Genomic DNA, 21,877 nt, shown 5'->3' on the forward strand with positions numbered 1-21,877 from the left:
ACGTCAACGCGCGATGCCGCGCGTGGAATTCGCGAGGAAGGATTCCATCAAGGCGACGTCGCCGGCCGCCTCGGGCATTTCGGCAGCCAGGGCGGCAATGCCTGCGCGCGCGTCTTCGAGCGTTTTGCCTTGGCGATACAGCAGCTTGTGCATCTGCTTCACCGCAGCCAGCCGCTGCGCCGAGAAATCGCGCCGCCGCAGGCCCACGACGTTGAAGCCGCGCACCGCCAGCGGGTTGCCGTCGACCAGCATGAAGGGCGGCACGTCCTGCGACACCGCACTGGCAAAGCCGACCATCGCGTGGGCACCGACCGACACGAACTGGTGGATGCCGGTCAGGCCGCCCACCGTGACCCAGTCGGCCAGGTGCACGTGCCCTGCCAGCGTGGTGTTGTTGGCCAGCGTGGTGTGGTCGTCGACACGGCAGTCGTGCGCGATGTGCGTGTACGCCATGATCCAGTTGTCGTTGCCCACGCGCGTCACGCCGCCCGCCCCCGGCACGCCGAGGTTGAAGGTGCAGAACTCGCGGATCACGTTGCGGTCGCCGATCACGAGCTCGGTCGGCTCGCCGGCGTACTTCTTGTCCTGCGGCACGGCACCGATCGACGAGAACTGGAAGATCCGGTTGTCGCGGCCGATGGTGGTGCGTCCCTCGATCACGCAGTGCGCGCCGATGGTCGTGCCGGCACCGACCCGCACATGCGGGCCGACGATGGTGTAGGGGCCCACCGAAGCCGAGGCGTCCAGTTCTGCCTTCGGATCGATGATTGCTGTCGAATGAACCTGCGTCATGCCTTGCCGTTACCGCCGCAGGATCAGTTGATCTGGCGCATGGCGCACATCAGCGTGGCCTCGCAGGCGAGTTCGCTGCCCACGCGGGCGCGGCCCTTGAACTTCGAGATGCCTGCCTTCATGCGCTCGATCTCGACTTCGAGCGTGAGCTGGTCGCCAGGCTCCACGGGCCGCTTGAAGCGCGCGCCGTCGATGGCCGCAAAGTAGTACACGGTGTTGTCGTCGGGCACGATGTCCAGCGAATGGAACGACAGCAGCGCCGCGGCCTGCGCCATCGCTTCGAGCATCAGCACGCCCGGCATGACCGGGCGGTGGGGAAAGTGGCCGTTGAAGAACGGCTCGTTCATCGTCACGTTCTTGAGCGCCGTGATGCGCTTGCCCTTTTCCATGTCCAGCACGCGATCCACCAGCAGGAACGGGTAGCGGTGGGGCAGCAGCTTGAGGATTTGATGGATATCGAGCGTCGTCGTCATGGTTTTCTGTTCCTGCATCGTCTTCACTTTTTCTGGGGGGCCTTCTCCAGCGCCTTGAGTCGTTCGCGCAGGCCGTGCAACTGCTTGAGCGTTGCCGCATTTTTTTCCCAGCTCGCATTGTCGTCGATGGGGAACATGCCGGTGTACTGGCCGGCCTTGTGGATCGAGCGCGTGACGACCGTCGCGGCGGACACATGAACGCCGTCGGCCACCGTGAGGTGTCCGAGCACGATGGCGCCGCCGCCGAAGGTGCAGTGCGCGCCGATGGTCGCGCTGCCCGCCACGCCCACGCAACCGGCCATGGCCGTGTGCTTGCCGACCCGCACGTTGTGGCCGATCTGGATCAGGTTGTCGAGCTTCACGCCGTCTTCGATGACCGTGTCGTCGAGCGCACCGCGGTCGATGCAGGTGTTGGCGCCGATCTCGACATCGTTGCCGATGCGCACCGCGCCCAGTTGCTCGATCTTGACCCACGCGCCCTCGTGCGGGGCCAGGCCGAAGCCGTCGGCGCCGATCACCACGCCGGGGTGCAGCAGGCAGCGCTCGCCGACGATGCAGTCTTCGCTCACGGTGACGCGCGACTTCAGCACCGTGCCCGCGCCGATGCGGGCGCCGCGCTCCACCACGCACAGCGCGCCGATGCGCGCCGTGGCGTCGACATGGGCTGCGGGATGGATCACGGCCGAGGGATGGATGCGGTCGGCCTCGGGACGCGCATGGTGGGACTTCCACAGCTGCGTGAGGCGAGCGAAATAAAGATACGGGTCAGGCGCGACGATGTAGGCGCCCCGTGCCGCCGCGGCCTCGCGCATGGCGGGCGAGACGATCACGCAGGCGGCCTTGGAGGCCGCGAGTTCCTGCTGGTATTTGGGATGGCTCAGGAAGCTGAGCGCATCGGGCTGTGCATTCTGGAGCGGCGCAAGCCGCTCGATGGACAGGCCCGCGTCCCCGTGGAGCTCGCCCCCCAGGGCGCTGACAATGGCTCCGAGCTGCAGTGACACGCCGTTCTTGCGGCGTTACTTGCCGCCCGCTGGCGCGGAAGAAGTGGTCGAGGCGTTGAGCGCCTTGATCACCTTGTCCGTGATGTCGTGCTTCGGGTTGATGTAGATCGCTTCCTGCAGGATCGCGTCGTACTTTTCAGCCTCGGCCACCTGCTTCACCACGCGGTTGGCCCGTTCGTAGACCTGCTGGAGCTCTTCGTTCTTGCGCGCATTGAGGTCCTCCTGGAACTCGCGGCGGCGGCGCTGGAAGTCGCGGTCCTGGTCCACCAGCGCGCGCTGGCGCGACGTGCGCTGGCTCTCGGACAAGGTGGGCGCTTCGCGCTCGAAGCGCTCGGAGGCCGTCTTCAGCGATTCGCCCTGCGTCGTGAGGTCTTTCTCGCGCTTGAGAAACTCGGCCTCGAGCTTGGCTTGCGCGGCCTTGGCCGGCTGGGCTTCACGCAGCACGCGATCCGGATTCACGAATCCGATGCGAAAGGTTTCCTGCGCCTGGGCCGCAGGCGCGGCTGCCAGTGCAAAAACAGGAATCAACAACGCGCCAGCGGCGGCGCGGATCAAATGCTTCATTTAGAAAGACGTTCCAATCTGGAATTGCAAGCGCTGGATTCTATCCTTCGGGATCACGACGAAGCCCGTGTTCGGATCCAGCACTTCCTTTTGGGACTTGATGGGGAAGGCGTAGGCAAGGCGCAGCGGACCCAGCGGCGAGATCCAGCTGACCCCGACACCGACCGAGGCGCGCAACTTCTTCTGGGCCTTGTACTGCTCGTCGGAGAGGCCTTCGGCGCGCGAGCCGAACACGTTGCCGACGTCGAAGAAGCCGTAGAGGCGCAGGGTGCGGTCGTTACCGGCGCCGGGGAACGGCGTGCTCAGCTCGGCATTGAAGACCGCCTTCTTGGTGCCGCCCAGCGCGGCGCCTTCGGTCTGGCCGAACAGCGGCACGTCGCGCGGACCCAGCGAGTTCTGCTCGAAGCCGCGGATCGAACCCAGGCCGCCAGCGTAGAAGTTCTTGAAGATCGGGTAGACCTTGCCGCCCAGCGGCTTGGCGTAGCCGACGTCGGCATTGATTGCGAAGGTGTACTGCTTGTTGATCGCGAAGAACTGCTGGTACTGGTAGTTCGTCTTGATGTACTGCATGTCGCCGCCGACGCCCAACTCGAGGTTGGCGCGCTGCAGCCGGCCGGTGGTCGGAACCAGCGCACTGTCGCGGCTGTCGCGACCCCAGCCGATGGTCAGCGGCACGCCCCACACGCTCTTCTGGTCGCATTCGGTCACGAACAGGCCGGTCACGTCCTTGGAGCACTGGAAGTAGCGAAGGTACGACGCCGGGGTGTAGAGCCCGGAGAACGAGGTCGACGTGTTCGGCTCGAACGCATAGCGCTCCAGGCCGGCACCGAAGAAGACAGTGTCGACTTCGCTGAACGGCACGCCGAAGCGGATCGAGGCACCCTGGTTGACCAGCTTGTAGTCGCCGTCGACGTTGGACGAATACGGGCGGGTGGTGGTGTGATAGACGCTGATCGTGCGCGAGATGCCGTCCTGCGTGAAGTACGGATCCGTGGTGGTCACCGACAGGGTGCGGTTGTACTTGCTGGTGTTGACTTGCACGCCGAGGAAGTTGCCCGAACCGAAGACGTTCTCTTGCGAGATGCCGAAGGTCACCGCCACCTTTTCGGCGCTGGAATAACCGGCGCCGAGCTGCAGGCTGCCGGTGGGCTTTTCCGCCACGTTGACGACCAGGTCGACCTGGTCGGGCGAGCCGGGAATTTCTTGCGTCTCGACGTTCACTTCGGTGAAGAAGCCGAGGCGGTCCACGCGGTCGCGCGAGAGCTTGATCTTGTCGCCGTCGTACCACGAGGCCTCGAACTGGCGGAACTCGCGCCGGATCACTTCGTCGCGCGTCTTGGCGTTGCCGCCCACGGCCACGCGGCGCACGTAGACGCGGCGCGAAGGCTCGGCCTGCAGCGTCAGCGTCACGCGGTTGTTGACGCGGTCGATCTCGGGACGCGCCTGCACGCGTGCGAAGGCGTAGCCGAAGGTGCCGAAATAATCGGTGAAGGCCTTGGTGGTCTCGGTGACCTGCTCGCCGTTGTACGGTTCGCCGGGCTTGATGCTCACGAGGGACTTGAACTCCTCGTCGCGGCCGAGATAGTTGCCGTCGAGCTTGACGCCGGCCACCACGAACTTTTCGCCTTCGGTGATGTTGACCGTTACCGACAGGTCCTGGCGGTCCGGCGAGATGGCGACCTGGGTCGAATCGATGCGGAACTCGAGGTAGCCGCGCGTGATGTAGTACGAGCGCAGCGTTTCCAGGTCGGCGTTGAGCTTGGAACGCGAATACTGGTTGGACTTGGTGTACCAGCTCATGAAGCCGCCGCTGTCCTGGTCGAACAGGCTCAGCAGGGTGGATTCGCTGAAAGCCTTGTTGCCGACCACATGCACTTCGCGGATGCGCGCGGAGTCGCCTTCGGTCACGGTGAACGTGAGGTTGACGCGGTTGCGCTCGATGGGCGTGACCGTGGTCACGATTTGAGCGTTGTAGAGGTTCTTGCTGACGTACTGGCGCTTGAGCTCCTGCTCTGCGCGGTCGGCCAGTGCCTTGTCGTAGGGGCGGCCGTCGGCCAGGCCCACTTCGCGCAGCGCCTTCTGGAGCGCCGCCTTCTCGAATTCCTTGGTGCCAACGAAATCGACGTCGGCAATGGTGGGCCGCTCTTCGACGATCACCACCAGCACGTTGCCGTTGACGTCGATGCGCACGTCCTTGAACAAACCCAGGTCGAACAGCGCGCGGATCGCGGCGGAACCGCGTTCGTCGCTGTAGGTGTCGCCGACACGCAGCGGCAGCGATGCGAAGATCGTGCCGGGCTCGACCCGTTGCAAGCCCTCGACGCGGATGTCGCGCACCGTGAAAGGCTCGACGGCCCAAGCTGCCGTGGCCGCCAGCGCGCTGGCCACTACCGCGGCAACGCTACGCAGGCGAAAGCGACTGAAGTTTGTGTTCATCTGTGAATTGGGCCGGCGCGGAAAGGGCCGGCAGAAAGTTAACCAAAGAGCCGCGTGACGTCGTTGAAAAGTGCGACCGACATCATGACCAGCAGCAAGGCGACACCGCCGCGCTGCAGCCGTTCCATCCAGGCGTCAGAGACGCTCTTGCCGGTCAGGCCCTCCCAAAGATAATACATCAGGTGCCCCCCATCGAGGACCGGCAGCGGCATGAGATTCAACACGCCCAGGCTCACGCTGATCAGCGCGAGAAATACCAGGTACTGGGTCAGGCCGAGGCTCGCGGACTTGCCCGCATAGTCGGCGATCGTCAGCGGCCCGCTCAGATTCTTGAGCGACGCCTCGCCGATCACCATTTTTCCCATCATCCGGACGGTGAGGGCCGAGACTTCCCAGGTGCGCACGATGCCGCGCCACACGCCGTCGACGGGGCCCTGCCGCACCGTGACCATTTCGGGCGGCGCCCCGACGTACGCACCGATGCGGCCGACCTTCACGCCCGCCTCCTCGCGCAGTTCAGGCTTGACTTCGAGCGCGACCGGCTGGCCGCCGCGCCGGACCTGCCAGGTCTGCGCGCGGGGCTGGTCGCCATCGATGGACGTGCGGATCACCTCGCGCAACTGCTGGCCGTCGACGATGGCCGTGTTCCCGACGGCGCGCACCAGGTCGCCGCTGCGAAGGCCCGCACGCTCGGCGGCGCTGCCGGCCATCACCTGGCCGATCTCGGGCTGGGTCAGCGGCGCGATCACGCCGATCTTGCGGAACATCTGCGGGTCGGCATCCTTGGCCGCGATGCGGCTCAGGGGCAGCACGACCTGCCGCGCCGGCTGGCCGCCCTCGCCCGCGATCTCGAGCGTCAGGTCCCGGGCGTCCAGCGCACCGCGCGTCATGCGCCAGCGCAGGTCCTCGAACGACTGCACAGGCTCCAGGTCGCCTTCGAAGCCGGCGCGCGTGACATGCTCGCCGCCGCGCAGGCCCGCGGCTTCGGCCAGGGAGGCCGCGACCGGGCGGCCCAGCCTGGCCACGGGCTCGTCCACGCCGATCCAGTTGACGGCCGTATAGAGCACCACTGCAAGCAGCAGGTTGGCGATGGGACCGGCGGCAACGATGGCGGCGCGCGATCGCAGCGGCTGCCGGTTGAAGGCGCGGTGCAGCTCTTCGGGCGCGACCGGTCCCTCGCGCTCGTCGAGCATCTTGACGTAGCCACCCAGCGGGAACGCACCGATGACGAACTCGGTTTGCTGCCCCGGATGCTGGCGCTTGGGCTGCCAGCGGTACAGCGTCTTGCCGAAGCCGACCGAAAACCGCAGGACCTTGACCCCGCAGGCCACCGCGACGCGGTAGTGGCCGTACTCGTGCACGGCAATGAGGACGCCGAGTGCAACCACGAAAGCGATGACGGTGAGCATCCGGATCCTCTGTCGAAGGGGGTGTCAGGCCGCGAAGCGCAGGGCCGCGGCGTTGGCTGCGGCCCGGGCACTGGCGTCGAGCGCCAGCAGGTCGGCCAGCGATGCGGGCTTGGAGGGGGTAACCGCCTCCAAAGTTTCCATGTTGACGGCGTGAATGCGATCGAAGCGCAGGCGCCGGTCGAGAAAGGCCTCGACCGCGACTTCATTGGCGGCATTGAGCACCGCCGTGGTCCCGGGCGCCGCGCGCAGCGCATGCCAGGCCAGGCCGAGGCCCGGGAACAGCGCCGCGTCGGGGGCATCGAAGCTCAGCGCCGCCATCTGGCGGAAATCGAGGCGCCCGGCGCCGCTTTCGATGCGCTCGGGCCAGGCCAGGCCGACGGCGATGGGCACGCGCATGTCGGGCGTTCCGAGCTGCGCGATCACGGAGGCATCGGTGAACTGCACCATCGAATGCACCACGCTCTGGGGATGGATGACGACCTCGATCTGCTCGGGCAGGACGCCGAACAGATGCCGCGCCTCGATCACCTCGAGCGCCTTGTTCATCATGGTGGCGGAATCGACCGAGATCTTGCGGCCCATGACCCAGTTGGGGTGGGCGCAGGCCTGCTCGGGCGTGACCGAACCCAGGCTGCCAGGGGCGCGCGTGCGGAACGGGCCGCCCGAGGCGGTCAGGATGATCTTGTCGATGCGGCGCGCCCAGGTCGAGGGATCCTCGGGCAGCGACTGGAAGATGGCCGAGTGTTCGCTGTCGATCGGCAGCAGCGTGGCGCCGCCCTCGCGCACGGTGCGCATGAACAGTTCGCCGCCGACCACCAGCGCTTCCTTGTTGGCCAGCAGCAGACGCTTGCCGGCGCGGGCCGCAGCCAGACAAGGGCCCAGGCCGGCAGCCCCCACGATGGCGGCCATGACCGCATCGACTTCTTCATGGGAAGCTATCTTTTCAATGGCGTCATCGCCACCGAGGACCTGGGTCGGTAGATTGTTCTGCTTCAGCTTGTCTGCCAGCAGCGCCGCGTGCGGCGCACTGGCCATCACGGCGAACCGGGGCAAGAACCGCGCGCACTGCGCCAGCAGTTCATCGACCTTGGTGGCGGCGGACAGCGCGAAGACCTCGAAGCGCTCCGGGTGCCGCGAGATGACATCGAGCGTGCTGACTCCGACCGAACCGGTCGAACCCAGCACCGTGATGCGTTGTTTGGGTGTGTTCACAAGGACGCCAGCATCATTGCAATGGGGAGCACCGGCAAGAGGGCATCCACGCGGTCGAGCACGCCGCCGTGGCCGGGCAGCAGGCTGCTGCTGTCCTTGGCGCCGGCACTGCGCTTGATCAGCGATTCGACCAGGTCGCCGACCACGCTCATGGCAGCCAGGAACACCACGCCCAGGAGCAGCAGCCACCAGCCGCGTTCATGCAGCCGGGTGTAGAGGCTCGCCACCGTTGCGCCCATGGCCTTGTCGGCCCAGACCCAGGCAAAGCCCAGCACCACCACGCCGACCATGCCGCCCCACACGCCTTCCCAGCTCTTGCCGGGACTGATGGTGGGCGCGAGCTTGCCGCGCGTGAACTTGAGCCCGAAAGCGCGGCCCGCAAAATAGGCGAACACGTCGGCCACCCAGACCAGCACGAAGATCGAGAGCAAGAAGTTGATGCCGACCATGCGCGCCTGCACGGCCGCGAGCCACGCCACCCACAGCGCGAGCAGTCCGCCGACCAGGCGCAGGCCGCGGGGAATGCGGGGCCAGCCCGGCACCGCCACGCGCAGCAAGGCCGCTCCGCCAAGCACCCAACCGGCGCTGGCGAGCAGCCACATGGGCATCAAGGGCTGCGCGAGCAGGCCGAGCCACCACGAAAGCCCGCACAGCACGACCGTCTCGATGCCGAGGAAGACCGACAGCCGCTGGCCGTAACCGTTCAGGCGGCCCCACTCCCATGCCGCGGCGCCGATCAGCACCAGCATGACGCAGGCAAAGGGCACGTGGGACGGGTAGAAGAGCGCCGGCAGCAGGATCGCCAGCAGGACGATGGCCGTGAGGATGCGTTGTTTGAGCATGCGGCTGAGGTGTCGGGCCGTGGGGCCCTCAGGCCATCTGGCGATCTGGATTGGAATCTGTGCCGGCCGCGACCTGCGCGGATGTCTTGCCGAACCGGCGTTCTCGCGCCTGGAACGCGGCAATTCCCGCGTCCAGCTCGGCCTCGTCGAACTCGGGCCAGAGTTTGTCGCTGAAGAACAGCTCGGCGTACGCGCTCTGCCAGAGCAGGAAATTCGACAGCCGCTGTTCGCCGCCGGTACGGATGAGCAGGTCCGGGTCGGGCACGTGCGCCAGGGCCATTGCGCGGTCGAGATTGGCTTCGGTGAGCGCCTCGCCCTGCTCCATCAGTTTGGCGGCAGCGCGTGCGATGTCCCACCGGCCGCCGTAGTTGAAGCAGACGTTGAGGATGAGTTGGGTGTTGCCGGCCGTGGCTTCCTCGGCATCGACCAGGCCCTGCACCATTTTCCTGGAGAGCCCGGCGCGTTCGCCGACGAAGTGCAGCCGCACGCCGTCGCGGCTGAGTCTCGGCACTTCGCGCGCGAGCGCACCGACCATGATTTCCATCAGGCCGGAGACTTCTTCGGCGGGGCGGTTCCAGTTCTCCGACGAGAACGCAAACACCGTGAGAATGCCCACGCCGCGGTCGACGCAGGCCTTGACGCAGCGCCGCAGCGACTCGACACCCTGCTTGTGCCCTGCCACGCGAGGCAGGAAGCGCCGCGTCGCCCAGCGTCCGTTGCCATCCATGACGATGGCAATGTGGCGGGGGACCTGCGGCAAGGAGGCAGCCATGCGCAGCCTCAAACGGCCATGATCTCCGCTTCCTTGGCCGCGACCAGCCGGTCGATTTCCGCGATGTGGCGGTCGGTGACCTTCTGGATCTCGGCTTCGGCGCGTTTCTGGTCGTCCTCGGAGGCGAGCTTTTCCTTGACCAGCTTCTTGACCGCTTCGTTCGCGTCGCGGCGCAGGTTGCGCGTGGCGATCTTGGCGGTTTCGCCTTCGTTGCGCACCAGCTTGGTCATTTCCTTGCGGCGCTCTTCGCTCATCGCGGGGAGCGGCACGCGGATCAGGTCGCCCATGGAGGCCGGGTTCAGGCCCAGGTCGCTTTCGCGGATGGCCTTCTCGATCTTGGCGCCCATGCCCTTTTCCCAGGGCTGGACGCTGATCGTGCGCGAGTCGAGCACCGACACGTTGGCCACCTGGCTCAGCGGGACTTGCGAGCCGTAGTACTCGACGTGGATCGAGTCGAGCAGCGCGGAGTTGGCGCGGCCGGTACGGATCTTGGTGAGGTTGTTCTGGAACGCAGCCAGCGACTGGTTCATCTTCGCATCGGTCGTGCTGCGAATTTCTGCAATGGTGGGGGTGGTCATCTCAATTTACTCCTCAGGCATGCACCAGCGTGCCTTCGTCCTCGCCCATGACGACACGCTTGAGCGCGCCGTTCTTGAAGATCGAGAACACCTTGATCGGCAGCTTCTGGTCGCGGCACAGCGCGAAGGCCGTGGCGTCCATGATGCCGAGATTCTGCGCGATCGCCTCGTCGAAAGTAAGGCTCGAGTAGCGCGTGGCGTCGGGGTGGGTCTTGGGATCGGCGGAATAGACGCCGTCCACCTTGGTGGCCTTGAGCACCAGTTCGGCACCGATCTCGGCGCCGCGCAGCGCGGCCGCCGTGTCGGTGGTGAAGAACGGATTGCCGGTGCCTGCGGCAAACACCACGACCTTGCCCTCTTCGAGATACTGCAGCGCCTTGGGACGCACGTAGGGCTCGACCACCTGCTCGATGGCGATGGCTGACATGACGCGCGCCACCAGCCCCTGCTTGTTCATGGCGTCGGCCAAGGCCAGCGAATTCATGACGGTGGCCAGCATGCCCATGTAGTCGGCCGTGGCACGGTCCATGCCGACCGAACCTCCCGCGACGCCGCGGAAGATGTTGCCGCCGCCGATCACGACCGCAACCTCGACGCCCATGTTCACCACCTCGGCCACTTCTTCGACCATCCGGACGATGGTGGCGCGATTAATACCAAAGGCATCGTCTCCCATCAGCGCCTCACCCGACAGCTTCAACAAGATTCGCTTGTGGGCTGGACGGGGATCAGACATGGGCAATTTCCTAACTTGGGTTGGCGGGGGCGAGTGTAGAACGGGGCGGTGAAAAAGCGGCGGCACACACTGGTGCGCCGTCGCTTTGGGGCGTAACAGTATTACGCAGCGGCCTTGGCGGCAGCAACCTGGGCAGCAACTTCGGCAGCGAAGTCGTCGACCTTCTTCTCGATGCCTTCGCCGACCACATACAGGGTGAAGCCCTTGATGCTGGTGTTGGCGGCCTTGAGCATCTGCTCGACGGTCTGCTTGCCGTCGGCGCTCTTCACGAAGACCTGGTTGTGCAGCGAGACTTCCTTGAGGTACTTCTGCACGCCGCCTTCGATGCGCTTGGCAACGATGTCGTCGGGCTGTGGCTTCTTGCCTTCGGCCTCGGCCGTCTTGCGGTCTTCCTCGGCCTTGCCCGCCGCCACTGCGCGCTCCTTGGCGATCAGGTCGGCAGGCACGTCGGCTGCCGAAATGGCCACCGGCTTCATGGCCGCGACATGCATCGCGACGTCCTTGGCCGACGTGTCGTCGCCCTCGAACTCGACCATCACGCCGATGCGCGTGCCGTGCAGGTACGAAGCCAGCTTGCCGTTGCCGCCGAAGTGCTTGAAGCGGCGGAAGCTCATGTTCTCGCCGATCTTGCCGATCAGGCCCTTGCGCACGTCTTCGAGCGTGGGGCCGAAACCGTCCTGCTCGTAGGGCAGCGCGCCCAGCGCAGCGATGTCCGCGGGGTTGTGCTTGGCGACCAGCATCGCGGCAGCATTGGCCATGGCCAGGAAGCTGTCGTTCTTGGTGACGAAGTCGGTCTCGCAGTTGATCTCGATCATGCCGCCGGCCGAGCCATCGACAAATGCCGTGACCACGCCTTCGGCGGTGATGCGGCCCGATGCCTTGCCAGCCTTGTTGCCGAGCTTGATGCGCAGCAGCTCTTCGGCCTTTTCCATGTTGCCGTCGGCCTCCGTCAGGGCCTTCTTGCATTCCATCATCGGCGCGTCGGTCTTTGCGCGCAGTTCGCCGACCATGCTTGCGGTGATTGCAGCCATTGTTCTATCTCCGTGTCCAAAAAATCAGATTAAAAAAAAGGGGCACCAAGCCCCTTCTTCAGGCGCGTAAGAGCACTCGATCAGGCCGAGGCGCCCTCTTCGACTTCCACGAATTCGTCGCCGCTGCCTTCGGCGACGGCCTTGACCACGTCACCGGCGGCGTTGTTGCGGCCTTCGATGATCGCGTCGGCGATGCCGCGGGCATACAGCGTGACGGCCTTCGACGAGTCGTCGTTGCCCGGAATGACGTAGTCGATGCCTTCGGGCGAGTGGTTGGAGTCCACCACGCCGATGAGCGGGATGCCGAGCTTCTTGGCTTCGGCCACGGCGATCTTGTGGAAGCCCACGTCGATCACGAAGATGGCGTCGGGCAGCGCGGTCATGTCCTGGATGCCGCCGATGTCCTTCTCGAGCTTCTCGATTTCACGCGAGAAGGTGAGTTGCTCTTTCTTGCTCAGACTGTCGAGGCCGGCTTCCTGCTGGGCCTTCATGTCCTTCAGGCGCTTGATCGAGGTCTTGACCGTCTTGAAGTTGGTCAGCATGCCGCCGAGCCAGCGGGTGTCGACGAAAGGCACGCCGGCGCGGCGGGCTTCGGCAGCCACGATTTCACGGGCCTGGCGCTTGGTGCCGACCATGAGGATGGTGCCGCGGTTCGCGGTGAGCTGCTTGGCGTACTTCATCGCGTCCTGGAACATCGGGAGCGACTTTTCCAGGTTGATGATGTGGATCTTGTTGCGGTGGCCGAAGATGAACGGGGCCATCTTGGGGTTCCAGAAGCGGGTTTGGTGGCCGAAGTGGACACCGGCTTCCAGCATTTCGCGCATGGTGGTCGACATTGAAAATTACTCCAAAGGTTGGGTCTAAAATCCAGCCCGTTTTGCACCTCCTTCGAATGGAGTGGCAACACCTTGATTGGGCCGGTTTGCGGATGTGTCTGGCTGGTGTGCGGCGAGAGCCGCCGCGAGAGTCAGCTAAACCCAAAGAGTATAGCACGCCCTCCTCTGTCCTTCACCCTGCCCACCCCGCAACCGCGCCTTCGCGCCCAGGCAAACCACCCATGAACGACCTTCACGCCACCCGCCTGAACCTGCTGGCAGGTGGCACCGATGCGCGCACCGAATTGGAGCATGCCATCGGCATCGCCCAATCTCCGGCCTGCAGCCACGTTTTCACCCGCACGCTGTTCGACGAAGCCCGCCAGCAGGTCGCCCGCGCCGCACCGCAAAGCCGGCTCTCGGGACTTGCCTTCACCGCCAAGGACCTGTTCGACATCCAGGGCCAGCCGACCCCCGCCGGCTCCGTGGTGCTTTCGCACGCGCCGGCCGCCAAGGCCGATGCCGTTGCCGTGGCGCGGCTGCGCGCAGCCGGCGGCGTGCTGACCGGCCGCACCAACATGACGGAGTTCGCGTTCTCGGGCGTGGGCGTCAATCCGCACCATGGCACGCCAGCCAACGTGAGCGATGCCGCCACGCCGCGCATACCGGGAGGCTCGTCGTCCGGCGCCGCCATCTCGGTGGCCAGCGGCGCCGCGTTCATCGGGCTCGGCTCCGACACCGGCGGCTCGATCCGCATCCCGGCGGCGCTGAACGGGATCGTGGGGTTCAAGAGTACCGCCCGCCTCGTGCCGGCCGAGGGAGCGCTGCCGCTGTCGACCACGCTCGACACGGTCTGCGCCATGACGCGTTCGGTCCGGGACGCCATCACCGCCCACGAGATCCTTGCGGCACGCCGTGTGACTCCGGGTGCCGCCTCCCTCGGGGCCTACCGGCTCGCCGTGGTGAAGAACGTGTTCTTCGACGACATCGAGCCCGGCGTGGCGCGCGCCTTCGAGAACGCGCTGCAGGCGCTGCGCAGCGCGGGTGCCCAGGTCGATGAAATCGTGCTGCCCGAGCTGGCGCAGTTGCAGGCCATCAACGCCACGGGCGGGTTTTCGGCGGCCGAGTCCTATGCCTGGCACCGCCTGCTGCTGGAGCGCAGCGGCGCGGGATACGATCCGCGCGTGGCCCAGCGCATCGTCCGGGGCGCCGGCATGAAGGCGCATGAATACATCGACCTCGTGAATGCCCGCCACGCATGGATTGCCAGCGTCGAAGCGGCGCTGGCGTCTTTCGACGCCGTCCTGTCGCCCACGGTGCCGATCACTGCGCCGCCCATCGCCAGCGTGGCCCCGGGTGCCGAGCGCGACGAAGAGTTCTTCCGGGTCAACGCCCTGCTGCTGCGCAATCCCTCGATCGTCAACATGCTCGACGGTTGCGCCATCTCCCTGCCCTGCCATGCCGCCGGCGAACTGCCTGCCGGCCTGATGCTGTGGCATGCAGCCTTGCACGACGACGCCGTTCTGGCCATTGCCCTGCAAGCGGAACACGCACTGCGAAGACAATAGCTCCCCGCCCATCGAGGGGCGCGAGCCATCTCTTCTTACTCAAAAAAATTCAATGAAAATCGCGATCGTGGGCGCCGGCATCATCGGCGTCACCACCGCCTGGGAACTGGTTTCGGATGGCCATGAAGTCTCCGTGTTCGAGCGCCGCGGCGCTGCGGCCGAGGAGGCCAGCTTTGCGAACGCAGGCGTGGTCGCGCCGGGTTATGTGACCCCTTGGGCGGCTCCCGGCATGCGTGCCAAGGTGCTGCGCTCGCTGCTGTCCCCGCACGGCGCCATCAAGCTGCGCTGGCCGCTGAACACACGCGACCTGGGCTGGATGTCGCGCTGGCAGAAGGCCTGCAAGCTCGAGACCTATCTCGCCAACCGCGCCCGCATGCAGCGCCTGGCGTTCTACAGCCGCACCCGGCTGCACGAGGTGACCGAGGCCCGCGAACTGAGCTATGAACGCAGCGACGGCTACCTCGTGCTGCTGCGCTCCAAGCGCGAGAAGAAGCTGGTCCAGCCCGGGCTCGAGGTGCTGCGCGCCGCCGGCAGCGTCTTCAAGGAAGTCGACGCCGACGAAGCACGGCGCATCGAGCCCGCGCTCAACGCCGACACGGCACTCGCAGGCGCCATTCACCTGCCCGAGGACGAGGTGGCCAACTGCCGCCAGTTCGCGCAATTGCTCAAGTGGGAGTGCGAGGCACTCGGCGCCCAGTTCCATTTCAATTGCGACATCGCGCCGCTGAGCCGTGCGCAGCCCACCTCCATTGCGCTCGCAAGCGGCTCGCCGCCCTTGCGCTTCGACGCGGTGGTGGTGTGCGCCGGGCTCGCCTCGGCCCAGGTGCTGCGCCCGCTCGGCCTTCGGATTCCGCTCGCGCCGGTCTACGGCCATTCCGTCAGCGCGCCGATCCGCGAATCGCTCAATGCGCCCCGCAGCGCCGTGATGGACGAACGCTACAAGGTGGCGATCTCGCGGCTGGGCCAGCGCGTGCGCGTGGCCGGCAGCGCCGAAATCGGCGGGTCGATCGACACGATGAATCCGGCCGCGATCCAGACGCTCTACAAGGTGCTGCACGACTGGTTCCCGGGCGCGGCAACGCTGCAATCGGGCGTGCAGCAATGGAAAGGCGCGCGGCCGATGCTCCCCGACGGCCCACCCGTGCTGGGCGCGAGCGGCATCCCCGGCGTGTGGCTCAATCTCGGGCATGGCTCCAGCGGCTGGGCGCTGTCGTGCGGCAGCGCACGGGTGCTGGGCGACCTGATCGGCGGGCGCGATCCGGGCGTCGATCTCGAGGGGTTGGGCGTCGAGCGCCTCAGCCTCTAGGGTCCCACCGCCCAAGCATCTCGGCGCTGGGCGGCGCCTCGACCGGGAGTTCGGGTGCCAGCGGCGGCCTGAGCATCTGCGCGATCCACGCCAGCAGCGCGGGCGCGACGAGCGCGAAGAAAACGAGGCACAGCAGGCCGGCGCCCATCATCAGCCAGCGCTGTGCGCTGGAAAGCGCCTCGACCGGCAGGTCGAACCAACGGATCACGCCGACCCCGTAGGCGATGCCCGCAACCCAGGCCACATCGCGCAACGGCACCCACTGCCTGACCTCGGCGAGCAGGAAGGCGCCCCACACCCCGCCCAGCAAGCCCAGGGACCACGCCATGCCGCCGATCCATGCCACGGTCGCCAGCACGAAAAAAGCGAACCACGCAAGCAGCAGGACCAGCAGCCAGCCAAGACTCTTGAGCTTCATTCATCGATCATAGGGCGGCAAAATGCCTCGATGCACCGCATCACGTCCGCCACCGTCGCCCACCTGTTCGACATTGCAGCGACGCGCCGCATCGAGCAGGCCGCCGCCGCCCTGCCCGCCCACACGCTGATGCAGCGCGCCGGGCTTGCCGTGGCGCGGCTCGCGATGGCGATCGCGCCGCACGCGCGCACGGTCTGGATCGCCTGCGGGCCGGGCAACAACGGCGGCGACGGGTTCGAGGCGGCGGCGCAGTTGCAGCGCCGGGGCTTCCGTCCGGTCGTCACGTTCGCGGGCGATGAAGATCGCCTGCCGCCCGATGCCAAGGCGTCGCTGCAGCGCGCGCGCGAAGCCAGCGTGATCTTTGCGGGCAATCCCCCTGCCGACTACCAGCTGGCCATCGATGCGCTGCTCGGCATCGGATCCACGCGGCCGCCCGAGGGCGCCATGGCCGAATGGCTGCACGCAATGGATGCGAGCGGCCAGTCCGTGCTCGGCGTCGATGTGCCGTCCGGGCTGAACGCGGACACCGGCGTGCTGTCGGGCGACATCGGAGCCCATGCGGACACAGCCCGCTTTTGCGTGACCTTCCTGACCCTGAAGCCGGGCCTCTTCACCGCGCACGGCCGCGACGCCGCGGGCACCGTGTGGTTCGACGACCTGGGCTGCGGCGGCACGGCCGAGCCGCCCGTTGCACGCCTGCTCGGCGCGGCCGCGAGTACCCCGCGCAGCCATGCATCGCACAAGGGCAGCTATGGCGACGTCGCGGTGATCGGCGGCGCGCCCGGCATGGCCGGCGCGGCGCTGCTGGCAGGCTCGGCCGCGCTGCATGCGGGCGCCGGACGCGTGTTCGTCGGGCTGCTGGACCCGGGCGCCGCCGCGGTGGACCCCGCGCAACCGGAACTGATGCTGCGCCACGCCGATGCGCTCGATCTCTCGGGCATGACGGCGGTCTGCGGCTGCGGCGGCGGCGCGGAAGTGCGCGAAGCATTGCCGCGGGTGCTGGCGACAGCGGCTGCATTGGTGCTCGATGCCGACGCGCTGAACGCAATCGCCGCCGACACCGGCCTACAGGCGCAATTGGCTTCGCGCGCCCGGCGCGCAAAGCCGACCGTGATCACGCCGCATCCGCTCGAAGCGGCGCGCCTCCTGAATTGCACGGTCGCGGACATCCAGGCGAACAGGCTCGCGGCAGCCCGCGAACTGGCCGCCCGCTACGGCGCGGTCGCGGTGCTCAAGGGCTCCGGAACGGTGATTGCACACGACCGCGGCGCGCCGCCGGTGCTCAACCTGTCCGGCAACGCCAGGCTCGCAACCGCGGGCACCGGCGACGTGCTGGCCGGAATGATCGGCGCAGCGTTGGCGATGCAAAAACCCGCGTTCGAAGCGGCGTGCGAAGCCGTCTGGCGCCATGGCCGCCTCGCCGACACATGGCCGGCCAACGCGGCGCCGTTGACGGCGGGCGCCTTGGCGCGCCAGGCGCCCTGAAGCCCAACTTTCTAGCCGCGCCCGACGAAGGGCATCTTCGTCGCCATCACGGTATGGAACAGCACGTTGGCTTCCAGCGGCAGGTTCGCCATGTAGAGCACCGACTGCCCCACGATCTTGACGTCCATCAGCGGCTCGATGGCGAGTTCGCCATTGGCTTGCGGCACGCCCTTGGCCATGCGCGCAGCCAGCTCGGTCATGGCGTTGCCCACGTCGATCTGGCCCACTGCGATGTCGTACTTGCGCCCGTCGAGCGACGCCGTCTTGGTCAGGCCCTCCACGCCGTGCTTGGTCGCGGTGTAGGCGGCGGAGTTCGGCCGCGGGGCCGTGGCCGAGATGGAGCCGTTGTTGATGATGCGGCCGCCGCGCGGCGTTTGCGCCTTCATCGTGCGGAACGCCTGCTGGATGCAGAAGAACATGCCAGTCAGGTTGATGTCGACCACGCCCCGCCATTGGTCCGCCGTCCAGTCTTCGAACGGCCCGGGCGGGTTGCCCACGCCGGCGTTGTTGAACAGCAGGTCGACGCGGCCGAAGCGTTCGACCGCCGCGGCGAACAGCGCCTGCACCGATTCGGCACTGGCCACGTCGGTGGGCACCGCGAAGGCTCGCGCCCCCGCGCCCGACTCTTCCGCCACCTGCTCCAGCGGCTCCAGCCGGCGCCCGGCCAAGGCCACGCTCCAGCCGTCGGCCAGCAAGGCCAGCGCCGCGGCGCGTCCGATGCCCGTGCCTGCGCCCGTGACGATCGCGATGCGGCCCTTGTTGTTTTCCACGCTCATGTTCGGTGTCTCCTTCTCGGTGTGTCTGTAGGGATCGGTGCGGGTGCCATGCGCGCGCCGCTCATGCGCGGCGCGGCTTGCGCCCCTTCATCTTGTTGGCGGCCTTCTTCACGGCCGACTTGAACGCCTGCATGGCCGACTGCGGCCCCACCGCGACGGCAGTGGCGCCACGCTCGATGCGCGGCTCGGGCACGGCCTCGGCCTTGTGGCGCGAGCTGCGCTTGGCCGAAGCCTTGACGGGCACGCCGGCCGAGCCCACGCCCTTGTCCTTCATGGCACGCGACGTGAGCTCCTCGCCTTCGCGCACCAGGCGGAAATCGATCTTGCGGCCGTCCAGGTCGACGCGGCTCACCTGCACCCGCACGCGAGTGCCGATGGCATACCGGATGCCGGTGCGCTCGCCGCGCAGTTCCTGGCGCATTTCGTCGAACTTGAAGTATTCGCCGCCGAGTTCGGTGATGTGCACCAGGCCTTCGACATACATCGCATCGAGCGTGACGAAGATGCCGAAGGTGGTGGCCGAAGTGACCACCCCGCCGTACTCCTCGCCCAGATGCTCGCGCATGTACTTGCACTTGAGCCACGCCTCGACGTCGCGGCTGGCTTCGTCGGCGCGCCGCTCGTTGGCGCTGCAATGCAGGCCCGCGGCTTCCCAGGCCAGCACTTCCTTGGTGGGAGCGACAGTGGCCTTCTGGGGCTTGGTGGTCGGCGCCTTGACGCGCGAGGCCAGCCGCTTGGCCAACTTGGCATGCGCCTCGCCGGGCGTCGGCAGCATCGGCAGCTGATAGCGCGTCTTGCCGAGGATCGCCTTGATCACGCGGTGCACCAGCAGGTCCGGGTAGCGCCGGATCGGGCTCGTGAAATGGGTATAGGCCTCGTACGCGAGGCCGAAGTGGCCGCTGTTGATGGGCGTGTAGATCGCCTGCTGCATCGAGCGCAGCAGCATGGTGTGGATCTGCTGTGCGTCGGGCCGCTCCTTGGTGGCCTCCGCAATCGCCTGGAACTCGCCGGGCCGCGGGTCGTCGGTGATGCTCAGTCCCACGCCCATGGCCTTGAGGTAGCCGCGCAGGATTTCCTTCTTCTCGGGCGTGGGGCCTTCGTGCACGCGGAACAGGCCCGGGTGCTTGCCTTCGGCGATGAAGTCGGCGCTGCACACGTTGGCGGCGAGCATGGCTTCCTCGATCAGGCGGTGCGCCTCGTTGCGCGTGCGCGGAACGATCTTCTCGATGCGGCCCGCGTCGTCGCAGATGATCTGCGTCTCGGTGGTTTCGAAGTCGACCGCGCCACGCTTGCTGCGCTGCTTGAGCAACGCCTTGTAGACATCGGCAAGGTTCAGCAGGTCCTTCACGCGGTCCTTGCGCTTGGCCGCCTCGGGTCCGCGGGTGTTGCCCAGGATGGCCGCCACTTCGGTGTAGGTGAAGCGGGCGTGGCTGAACATCACCGCCGGATAGAACTGGTAGGCGTAGATCTCGCCGTCGGCGGCCACGAGCATGTCGCACACCATGCACAGCCGCTCGACCTCGGGGTTCAACGAGCACAAGCCGTTCGAAAGCTTTTCGGGCAGCATCGGGATAACGCGCCGCGGAAAGTAGACACTGGTCGCGCGGTCGTAGGCGTCGATGTCGATGGCCGAGCCGGTCTGCACATAGGCGCTGACGTCGGCAATGGCAACCAGCAGGCGCCAGCCCTTGCCGCGGCCAACCTTCGCGGGTTCGCAGTAAACGGCGTCGTCGAAGTCGCGTGCGTCCTCGCCGTCGATGGTGACCAAAGGCACGTCGGTCAGGTCGATGCGACCCTTCTTGTCGGCCGGGCGGACCTTCTCGGGCAGGGCCTTGGCTTCGGCCAGGCACTCGGCGGAAAACTCGTGCGGCACGCCGTACTTGCGCACCGCGATCTCGATCTCCATGCCGGGATCGTCGATCTCGCCAAGCACCTCTTTCACGCGGCCCACGGGTTGGCCGAACAGGGCCGGCGGTTCGGTGAGTTGCACGACCACGACCTGTCCCACCTTGGCGGGACCCGTTGCGCCCTTGGGGATCAGGACGTCCTGGCCGTAGCGCTTGTCCTCCGGCGCGACAAGCCAGATGCCGCCTTCATGCAACAGGCGGCCGATGATCGGCTGCTCGGGGCGTTCGACGATCTCGACCACCCGTCCCTCGGGACGTCCGCGCCGGTCTTGCCGCACGACGCGCGCCTTGACGCGGTCCTTGTGCAGCACCGCGCGCATCTCGTTCGGGGGCAGATAGATGTCGGCTTCACCGTCGTCGCGCTGCACGAAACCGTGGCCATCGCGATGTCCTTGAACGGTTCCTTCAAATTCATCCAGCAGACCGCTGGAGTGGCCATTATTTTTGATATGATTCTCTCTTTCCTGAAATTCAAAACATAACTGCTTCGGCAGCTATGTGGGCCCAGATGGCGGAATTGGTAGACGCACTAGTTTCAGGTACTAGCGAGTAACATCGTGGAGGTTCGAGTCCTCTTCTGGGCACCACCCCTACCAAGCTGAAACCCCTGTGAATCATCGATTTACAGGGGTTTTTTCTTTTCCCTGGGAACATGTGCACGGGACTGTTTCCCATGCAGGCATCGAGCGTTTCGCCGCAAGTGGCCGATTCGCTCAACACCCGCAGCGACTCCATGGGTTCGATTGTGCGCTTGTCCGGCACGTGCAAGCCGTGGGCGGCCTCGGACAACCGCGCTGGTAAAGCGGCAACCGGCCGGCCCGACAAGGCAGGAAGCCCCGGGGCCATGGCTGGCAAACTCTTCGAGGCATCTCTGGAGGCAATGGCCGGGAACACGGATTCGGGCAAGTGGAACGGCCTTCGACTCATGAAGTGGTGCAAGGGTCCGCTCGCAAGCAAGCGGCTTTTCGACATTCTGACGCACGATTCAATGATTGCTCCGACGCGGCCTGTCGATCGCACGAAATGATCCAAATGGCCCCTGCCGACGTATCCCGCGCATGGAACATCTTCCTGACAGGGTCGCGGAGATCAAGGATCGGGGAAATGAAGCCGCCCGCCGGAGCCAATTGCTTCGATCCGAGGCGGCCCTGCTGAGGCAGCAATCGCGAGAGCTTCGCGCCCAATGCGCGCTCGCCAGGAGCGGCATCCATGTCGGCGAGGCTATCCAAGCGCAGCGCACTCCTGAATTTCGCATGCCGCTCCAGCCACCGGCGCAGGTGGAATCCTCACTGCCGTAGCTGCCGTAGCTGCCGGGCGCCATACTCGACGCGGCGCACTGGATTCCTGTTTTTCATGTCCATCTTCAAAACCATCAGGCAATGGGCGTCGCGAATCAAGCGCGACGCCGTCACGCTGTGGTTCGCCTGCCGCCATCCGGGCACGCCATGGTTCGCCAAGGCACTTGCAGCGTTTGTCGTGGCCTACGCGCTGAGCCCGATCGATCTGATTCCGGACTTCATTCCCGTGCTTGGCTATCTCGACGATGCCTTGCTGTTGCCTGCGCTCATCTGGCTGAACATACGGCTGATTCCGGCCAACGTGCTCGAAGAATGCCGCTTGCAAGCCGACCAGTGGATGAAAGAACAAGGCGCCAAACCCCGGAGCACTGTGGGCGCGATCGTGGTGGTTGCCATCTGGATCGGCTTTGCCACGGGTTTGTGGGCTTGGTTCAGCAGGCGCTGGTAGGTCGTAATGC

Annotated in this window: 21 protein-coding genes and 1 tRNA gene; 6 read left to right on the forward strand and 16 right to left on the reverse strand. The window is 66.4% G+C overall.

Annotation, left to right across the window (positions count from 1 at the left end; genetic code table 11):
- Nucleotides 1-3 precede the first annotated feature (3 nt).
- The 13 genes from lpxA to rpsB all read right to left on the reverse strand — a co-directional run bounded on the left by lpxA (nt 4) and on the right by rpsB (nt 12,682).
- Entirely contained in the window at nt 4-792 is a 789-nt protein-coding gene (gene lpxA / locus ABID97_RS17110) for an acyl-ACP--UDP-N-acetylglucosamine O-acyltransferase (RefSeq protein WP_354399620.1), read from the reverse strand.
- 23 nt (nt 793-815) lie between these two features.
- Nucleotides 816-1,265 carry a 3-hydroxyacyl-ACP dehydratase FabZ gene (gene fabZ / locus ABID97_RS17115; protein ID WP_307576989.1) on the reverse strand — a complete coding sequence of 150 codons (450 nt, stop codon included), beginning with the start codon at nt 1,263-1,265 and terminating at the stop codon, nt 816-818.
- Between the two features lie 23 nt (nt 1,266-1,288).
- Nucleotides 1,289-2,266, reverse strand: coding sequence for a UDP-3-O-(3-hydroxymyristoyl)glucosamine N-acyltransferase (gene lpxD / locus ABID97_RS17120; protein WP_354399621.1), 978 nt, complete (start codon nt 2,264-2,266; stop codon nt 1,289-1,291).
- 15 nt (nt 2,267-2,281) lie between these two features.
- Nucleotides 2,282-2,830: an OmpH/Skp family outer membrane protein gene (locus ABID97_RS17125; protein ID WP_354399622.1), complete on the reverse strand. Its 549-nt coding sequence runs from the start codon at nt 2,828-2,830 to the stop codon at nt 2,282-2,284.
- Entirely contained in the window at nt 2,831-5,266 is a 2,436-nt protein-coding gene (gene bamA, locus ABID97_RS17130; protein WP_354399623.1) for an outer membrane protein assembly factor BamA, read from the reverse strand.
- 38 nt (nt 5,267-5,304) lie between these two features.
- Nucleotides 5,305-6,675, reverse strand: a complete 1,371-nt coding sequence (rseP, locus tag ABID97_RS17135; RefSeq protein WP_354399624.1) for an RIP metalloprotease RseP — start codon at nt 6,673-6,675, stop codon at nt 5,305-5,307.
- A 24-nt stretch (nt 6,676-6,699) separates the two neighbouring features.
- A complete protein-coding gene (ispC, locus tag ABID97_RS17140) occupies nt 6,700-7,887 on the reverse strand; it encodes a 1-deoxy-D-xylulose-5-phosphate reductoisomerase (RefSeq protein ID WP_354399625.1) in 1,188 nt (395 codons plus the stop codon).
- Nucleotides 7,884-8,729, reverse strand: coding sequence for a phosphatidate cytidylyltransferase (locus ABID97_RS17145; protein ID WP_354399626.1), 846 nt, complete (start codon nt 8,727-8,729; stop codon nt 7,884-7,886). The genes ispC and ABID97_RS17145 overlap by 4 nt, the downstream gene beginning before the upstream one ends.
- Nucleotides 8,730-8,757: 28 nt before the next feature.
- Nucleotides 8,758-9,501 carry a polyprenyl diphosphate synthase gene (gene uppS / locus ABID97_RS17150; RefSeq protein WP_354399627.1) on the reverse strand — a complete coding sequence of 248 codons (744 nt, stop codon included), beginning with the start codon at nt 9,499-9,501 and terminating at the stop codon, nt 8,758-8,760.
- An 8-nt stretch (nt 9,502-9,509) separates the two neighbouring features.
- Nucleotides 9,510-10,079 (reverse strand): ribosome recycling factor, encoded by a 570-nt coding sequence (gene frr, locus ABID97_RS17155; RefSeq protein ID WP_354399628.1) that lies wholly within the window; start codon nt 10,077-10,079, stop codon nt 9,510-9,512.
- A 13-nt stretch (nt 10,080-10,092) separates the two neighbouring features.
- Nucleotides 10,093-10,815, reverse strand: a complete 723-nt coding sequence (gene pyrH / locus ABID97_RS17160; RefSeq protein WP_018905021.1) for a UMP kinase — start codon at nt 10,813-10,815, stop codon at nt 10,093-10,095.
- Between the two features lie 101 nt (nt 10,816-10,916).
- Complete coding sequence (gene tsf / locus ABID97_RS17165; protein ID WP_354399629.1) at nt 10,917-11,846, reverse strand: translation elongation factor Ts; 930 nt, start codon at nt 11,844-11,846, stop codon at nt 10,917-10,919.
- A gap of 80 nt (nt 11,847-11,926) precedes the next feature.
- Entirely contained in the window at nt 11,927-12,682 is a 756-nt protein-coding gene (gene rpsB, locus ABID97_RS17170) for a 30S ribosomal protein S2 (protein WP_354399630.1), read from the reverse strand.
- Nucleotides 12,683-12,903: 221 nt separating this feature from the next.
- Between rpsB and ABID97_RS17175 the strand changes: the two genes are divergently transcribed.
- Complete coding sequence (locus tag ABID97_RS17175; protein WP_354399631.1) at nt 12,904-14,229, forward strand: amidase; 1,326 nt, start codon at nt 12,904-12,906, stop codon at nt 14,227-14,229.
- Between the two features lie 52 nt (nt 14,230-14,281).
- A complete protein-coding gene (locus ABID97_RS17180; RefSeq protein ID WP_354399632.1) occupies nt 14,282-15,535 on the forward strand; it encodes a D-amino acid dehydrogenase in 1,254 nt (417 codons plus the stop codon).
- Here the strand turns inward: ABID97_RS17180 and ABID97_RS17185 are convergent.
- The gene (locus ABID97_RS17185) at nt 15,525-15,953 is read right to left on the reverse strand and encodes a hypothetical protein (RefSeq protein ID WP_354399633.1); all 429 of its coding nucleotides are present in this window, start codon (nt 15,951-15,953) and stop codon (nt 15,525-15,527) included. The genes ABID97_RS17180 and ABID97_RS17185 overlap by 11 nt on opposite strands.
- A gap of 30 nt (nt 15,954-15,983) precedes the next feature.
- Between ABID97_RS17185 and ABID97_RS17190 the strand changes: the two genes are divergently transcribed.
- Entirely contained in the window at nt 15,984-17,438 is a 1,455-nt protein-coding gene (locus tag ABID97_RS17190) for an NAD(P)H-hydrate dehydratase (RefSeq protein ID WP_354399634.1), read from the forward strand.
- A gap of 11 nt (nt 17,439-17,449) precedes the next feature.
- Here the strand turns inward: ABID97_RS17190 and ABID97_RS17195 are convergent, their stop codons facing one another.
- Both ABID97_RS17195 and rnr read right to left on the reverse strand, forming a co-directional pair.
- Nucleotides 17,450-18,214, reverse strand: coding sequence for an SDR family oxidoreductase (locus ABID97_RS17195; RefSeq protein WP_354399635.1), 765 nt, complete (start codon nt 18,212-18,214; stop codon nt 17,450-17,452).
- Nucleotides 18,215-18,275: 61 nt separating this feature from the next.
- Nucleotides 18,276-20,543 (reverse strand): ribonuclease R, encoded by a 2,268-nt coding sequence (rnr, locus tag ABID97_RS17200; RefSeq protein ID WP_354401797.1) that lies wholly within the window; start codon nt 20,541-20,543, stop codon nt 18,276-18,278.
- 80 nt (nt 20,544-20,623) lie between these two features.
- Between rnr and ABID97_RS17205 the strand changes: the two genes are divergently transcribed.
- The 3 genes from ABID97_RS17205 (at nt 20,624) to ABID97_RS17215 (ending at nt 21,867) form a co-directional block, all read left to right on the forward strand.
- Nucleotides 20,624-20,708: transfer RNA gene (locus ABID97_RS17205), tRNA-Leu, on the forward strand.
- Nucleotides 20,709-20,794: 86 nt separating this feature from the next.
- On the forward strand, nt 20,795-21,148 hold the full coding sequence (locus tag ABID97_RS17210; RefSeq protein ID WP_354399636.1) for a hypothetical protein: 354 nt from the start codon (nt 20,795-20,797) through the stop codon (nt 21,146-21,148).
- A 326-nt stretch (nt 21,149-21,474) separates the two neighbouring features.
- Complete coding sequence (locus tag ABID97_RS17215; protein ID WP_354399637.1) at nt 21,475-21,867, forward strand: YkvA family protein; 393 nt, start codon at nt 21,475-21,477, stop codon at nt 21,865-21,867.
- The last annotated feature ends 10 nt before the right edge of the window (nt 21,868-21,877 follow it).

The sequence above is a fragment of the Variovorax sp. OAS795 genome, assembly GCF_040546685.1.
GTDB lineage: Bacteria > Pseudomonadota > Gammaproteobacteria > Burkholderiales > Burkholderiaceae_C > Variovorax.

What these genes read in the sequence shown, in the direction of transcription:
- rpsB (WP_354399630.1), bottom strand. Translation starts at nt 12,682, where the DNA reads ATGTCGACCACCATGCGCGAAATGCTGGAAGCCGGTGTCCACTTCGGC.
- fabZ (WP_307576989.1), bottom strand. Translation starts at nt 1,265, where the DNA reads ATGACGACGACGCTCGATATCCATCAAATCCTCAAGCTGCTGCCCCAC.
- lpxA (WP_354399620.1), bottom strand. Translation starts at nt 792, where the DNA reads ATGACGCAGGTTCATTCGACAGCAATCATCGATCCGAAGGCAGAACTG.
- tsf (WP_354399629.1), bottom strand. Translation starts at nt 11,846, where the DNA reads ATGGCTGCAATCACCGCAAGCATGGTCGGCGAACTGCGCGCAAAGACC.
- frr (WP_354399628.1), bottom strand. Translation starts at nt 10,079, where the DNA reads ATGACCACCCCCACCATTGCAGAAATTCGCAGCACGACCGATGCGAAG.
- ABID97_RS17195 (WP_354399635.1), bottom strand. Translation starts at nt 18,214, where the DNA reads ATGAGCGTGGAAAACAACAAGGGCCGCATCGCGATCGTCACGGGCGCA.
- rseP (WP_354399624.1), bottom strand. Translation starts at nt 6,675, where the DNA reads ATGCTCACCGTCATCGCTTTCGTGGTTGCACTCGGCGTCCTCATTGCC.
- ABID97_RS17180 (WP_354399632.1), top strand. Translation starts at nt 14,282, where the DNA reads ATGAAAATCGCGATCGTGGGCGCCGGCATCATCGGCGTCACCACCGCC.
- ABID97_RS17190 (WP_354399634.1), top strand. Translation starts at nt 15,984, where the DNA reads ATGCACCGCATCACGTCCGCCACCGTCGCCCACCTGTTCGACATTGCA.
- ABID97_RS17185 (WP_354399633.1), bottom strand. Translation starts at nt 15,953, where the DNA reads ATGAAGCTCAAGAGTCTTGGCTGGCTGCTGGTCCTGCTGCTTGCGTGG.
- bamA (WP_354399623.1), bottom strand. Translation starts at nt 5,266, where the DNA reads ATGAACACAAACTTCAGTCGCTTTCGCCTGCGTAGCGTTGCCGCGGTA.
- ABID97_RS17175 (WP_354399631.1), top strand. Translation starts at nt 12,904, where the DNA reads ATGAACGACCTTCACGCCACCCGCCTGAACCTGCTGGCAGGTGGCACC.
- ABID97_RS17145 (WP_354399626.1), bottom strand. Translation starts at nt 8,729, where the DNA reads ATGCTCAAACAACGCATCCTCACGGCCATCGTCCTGCTGGCGATCCTG.
- ABID97_RS17125 (WP_354399622.1), bottom strand. Translation starts at nt 2,830, where the DNA reads ATGAAGCATTTGATCCGCGCCGCCGCTGGCGCGTTGTTGATTCCTGTT.
- uppS (WP_354399627.1), bottom strand. Translation starts at nt 9,501, where the DNA reads ATGGCTGCCTCCTTGCCGCAGGTCCCCCGCCACATTGCCATCGTCATG.
- ABID97_RS17215 (WP_354399637.1), top strand. Translation starts at nt 21,475, where the DNA reads ATGTCCATCTTCAAAACCATCAGGCAATGGGCGTCGCGAATCAAGCGC.
- ABID97_RS17210 (WP_354399636.1), top strand. Translation starts at nt 20,795, where the DNA reads ATGCAGGCATCGAGCGTTTCGCCGCAAGTGGCCGATTCGCTCAACACC.
- pyrH (WP_018905021.1), bottom strand. Translation starts at nt 10,815, where the DNA reads ATGTCTGATCCCCGTCCAGCCCACAAGCGAATCTTGTTGAAGCTGTCG.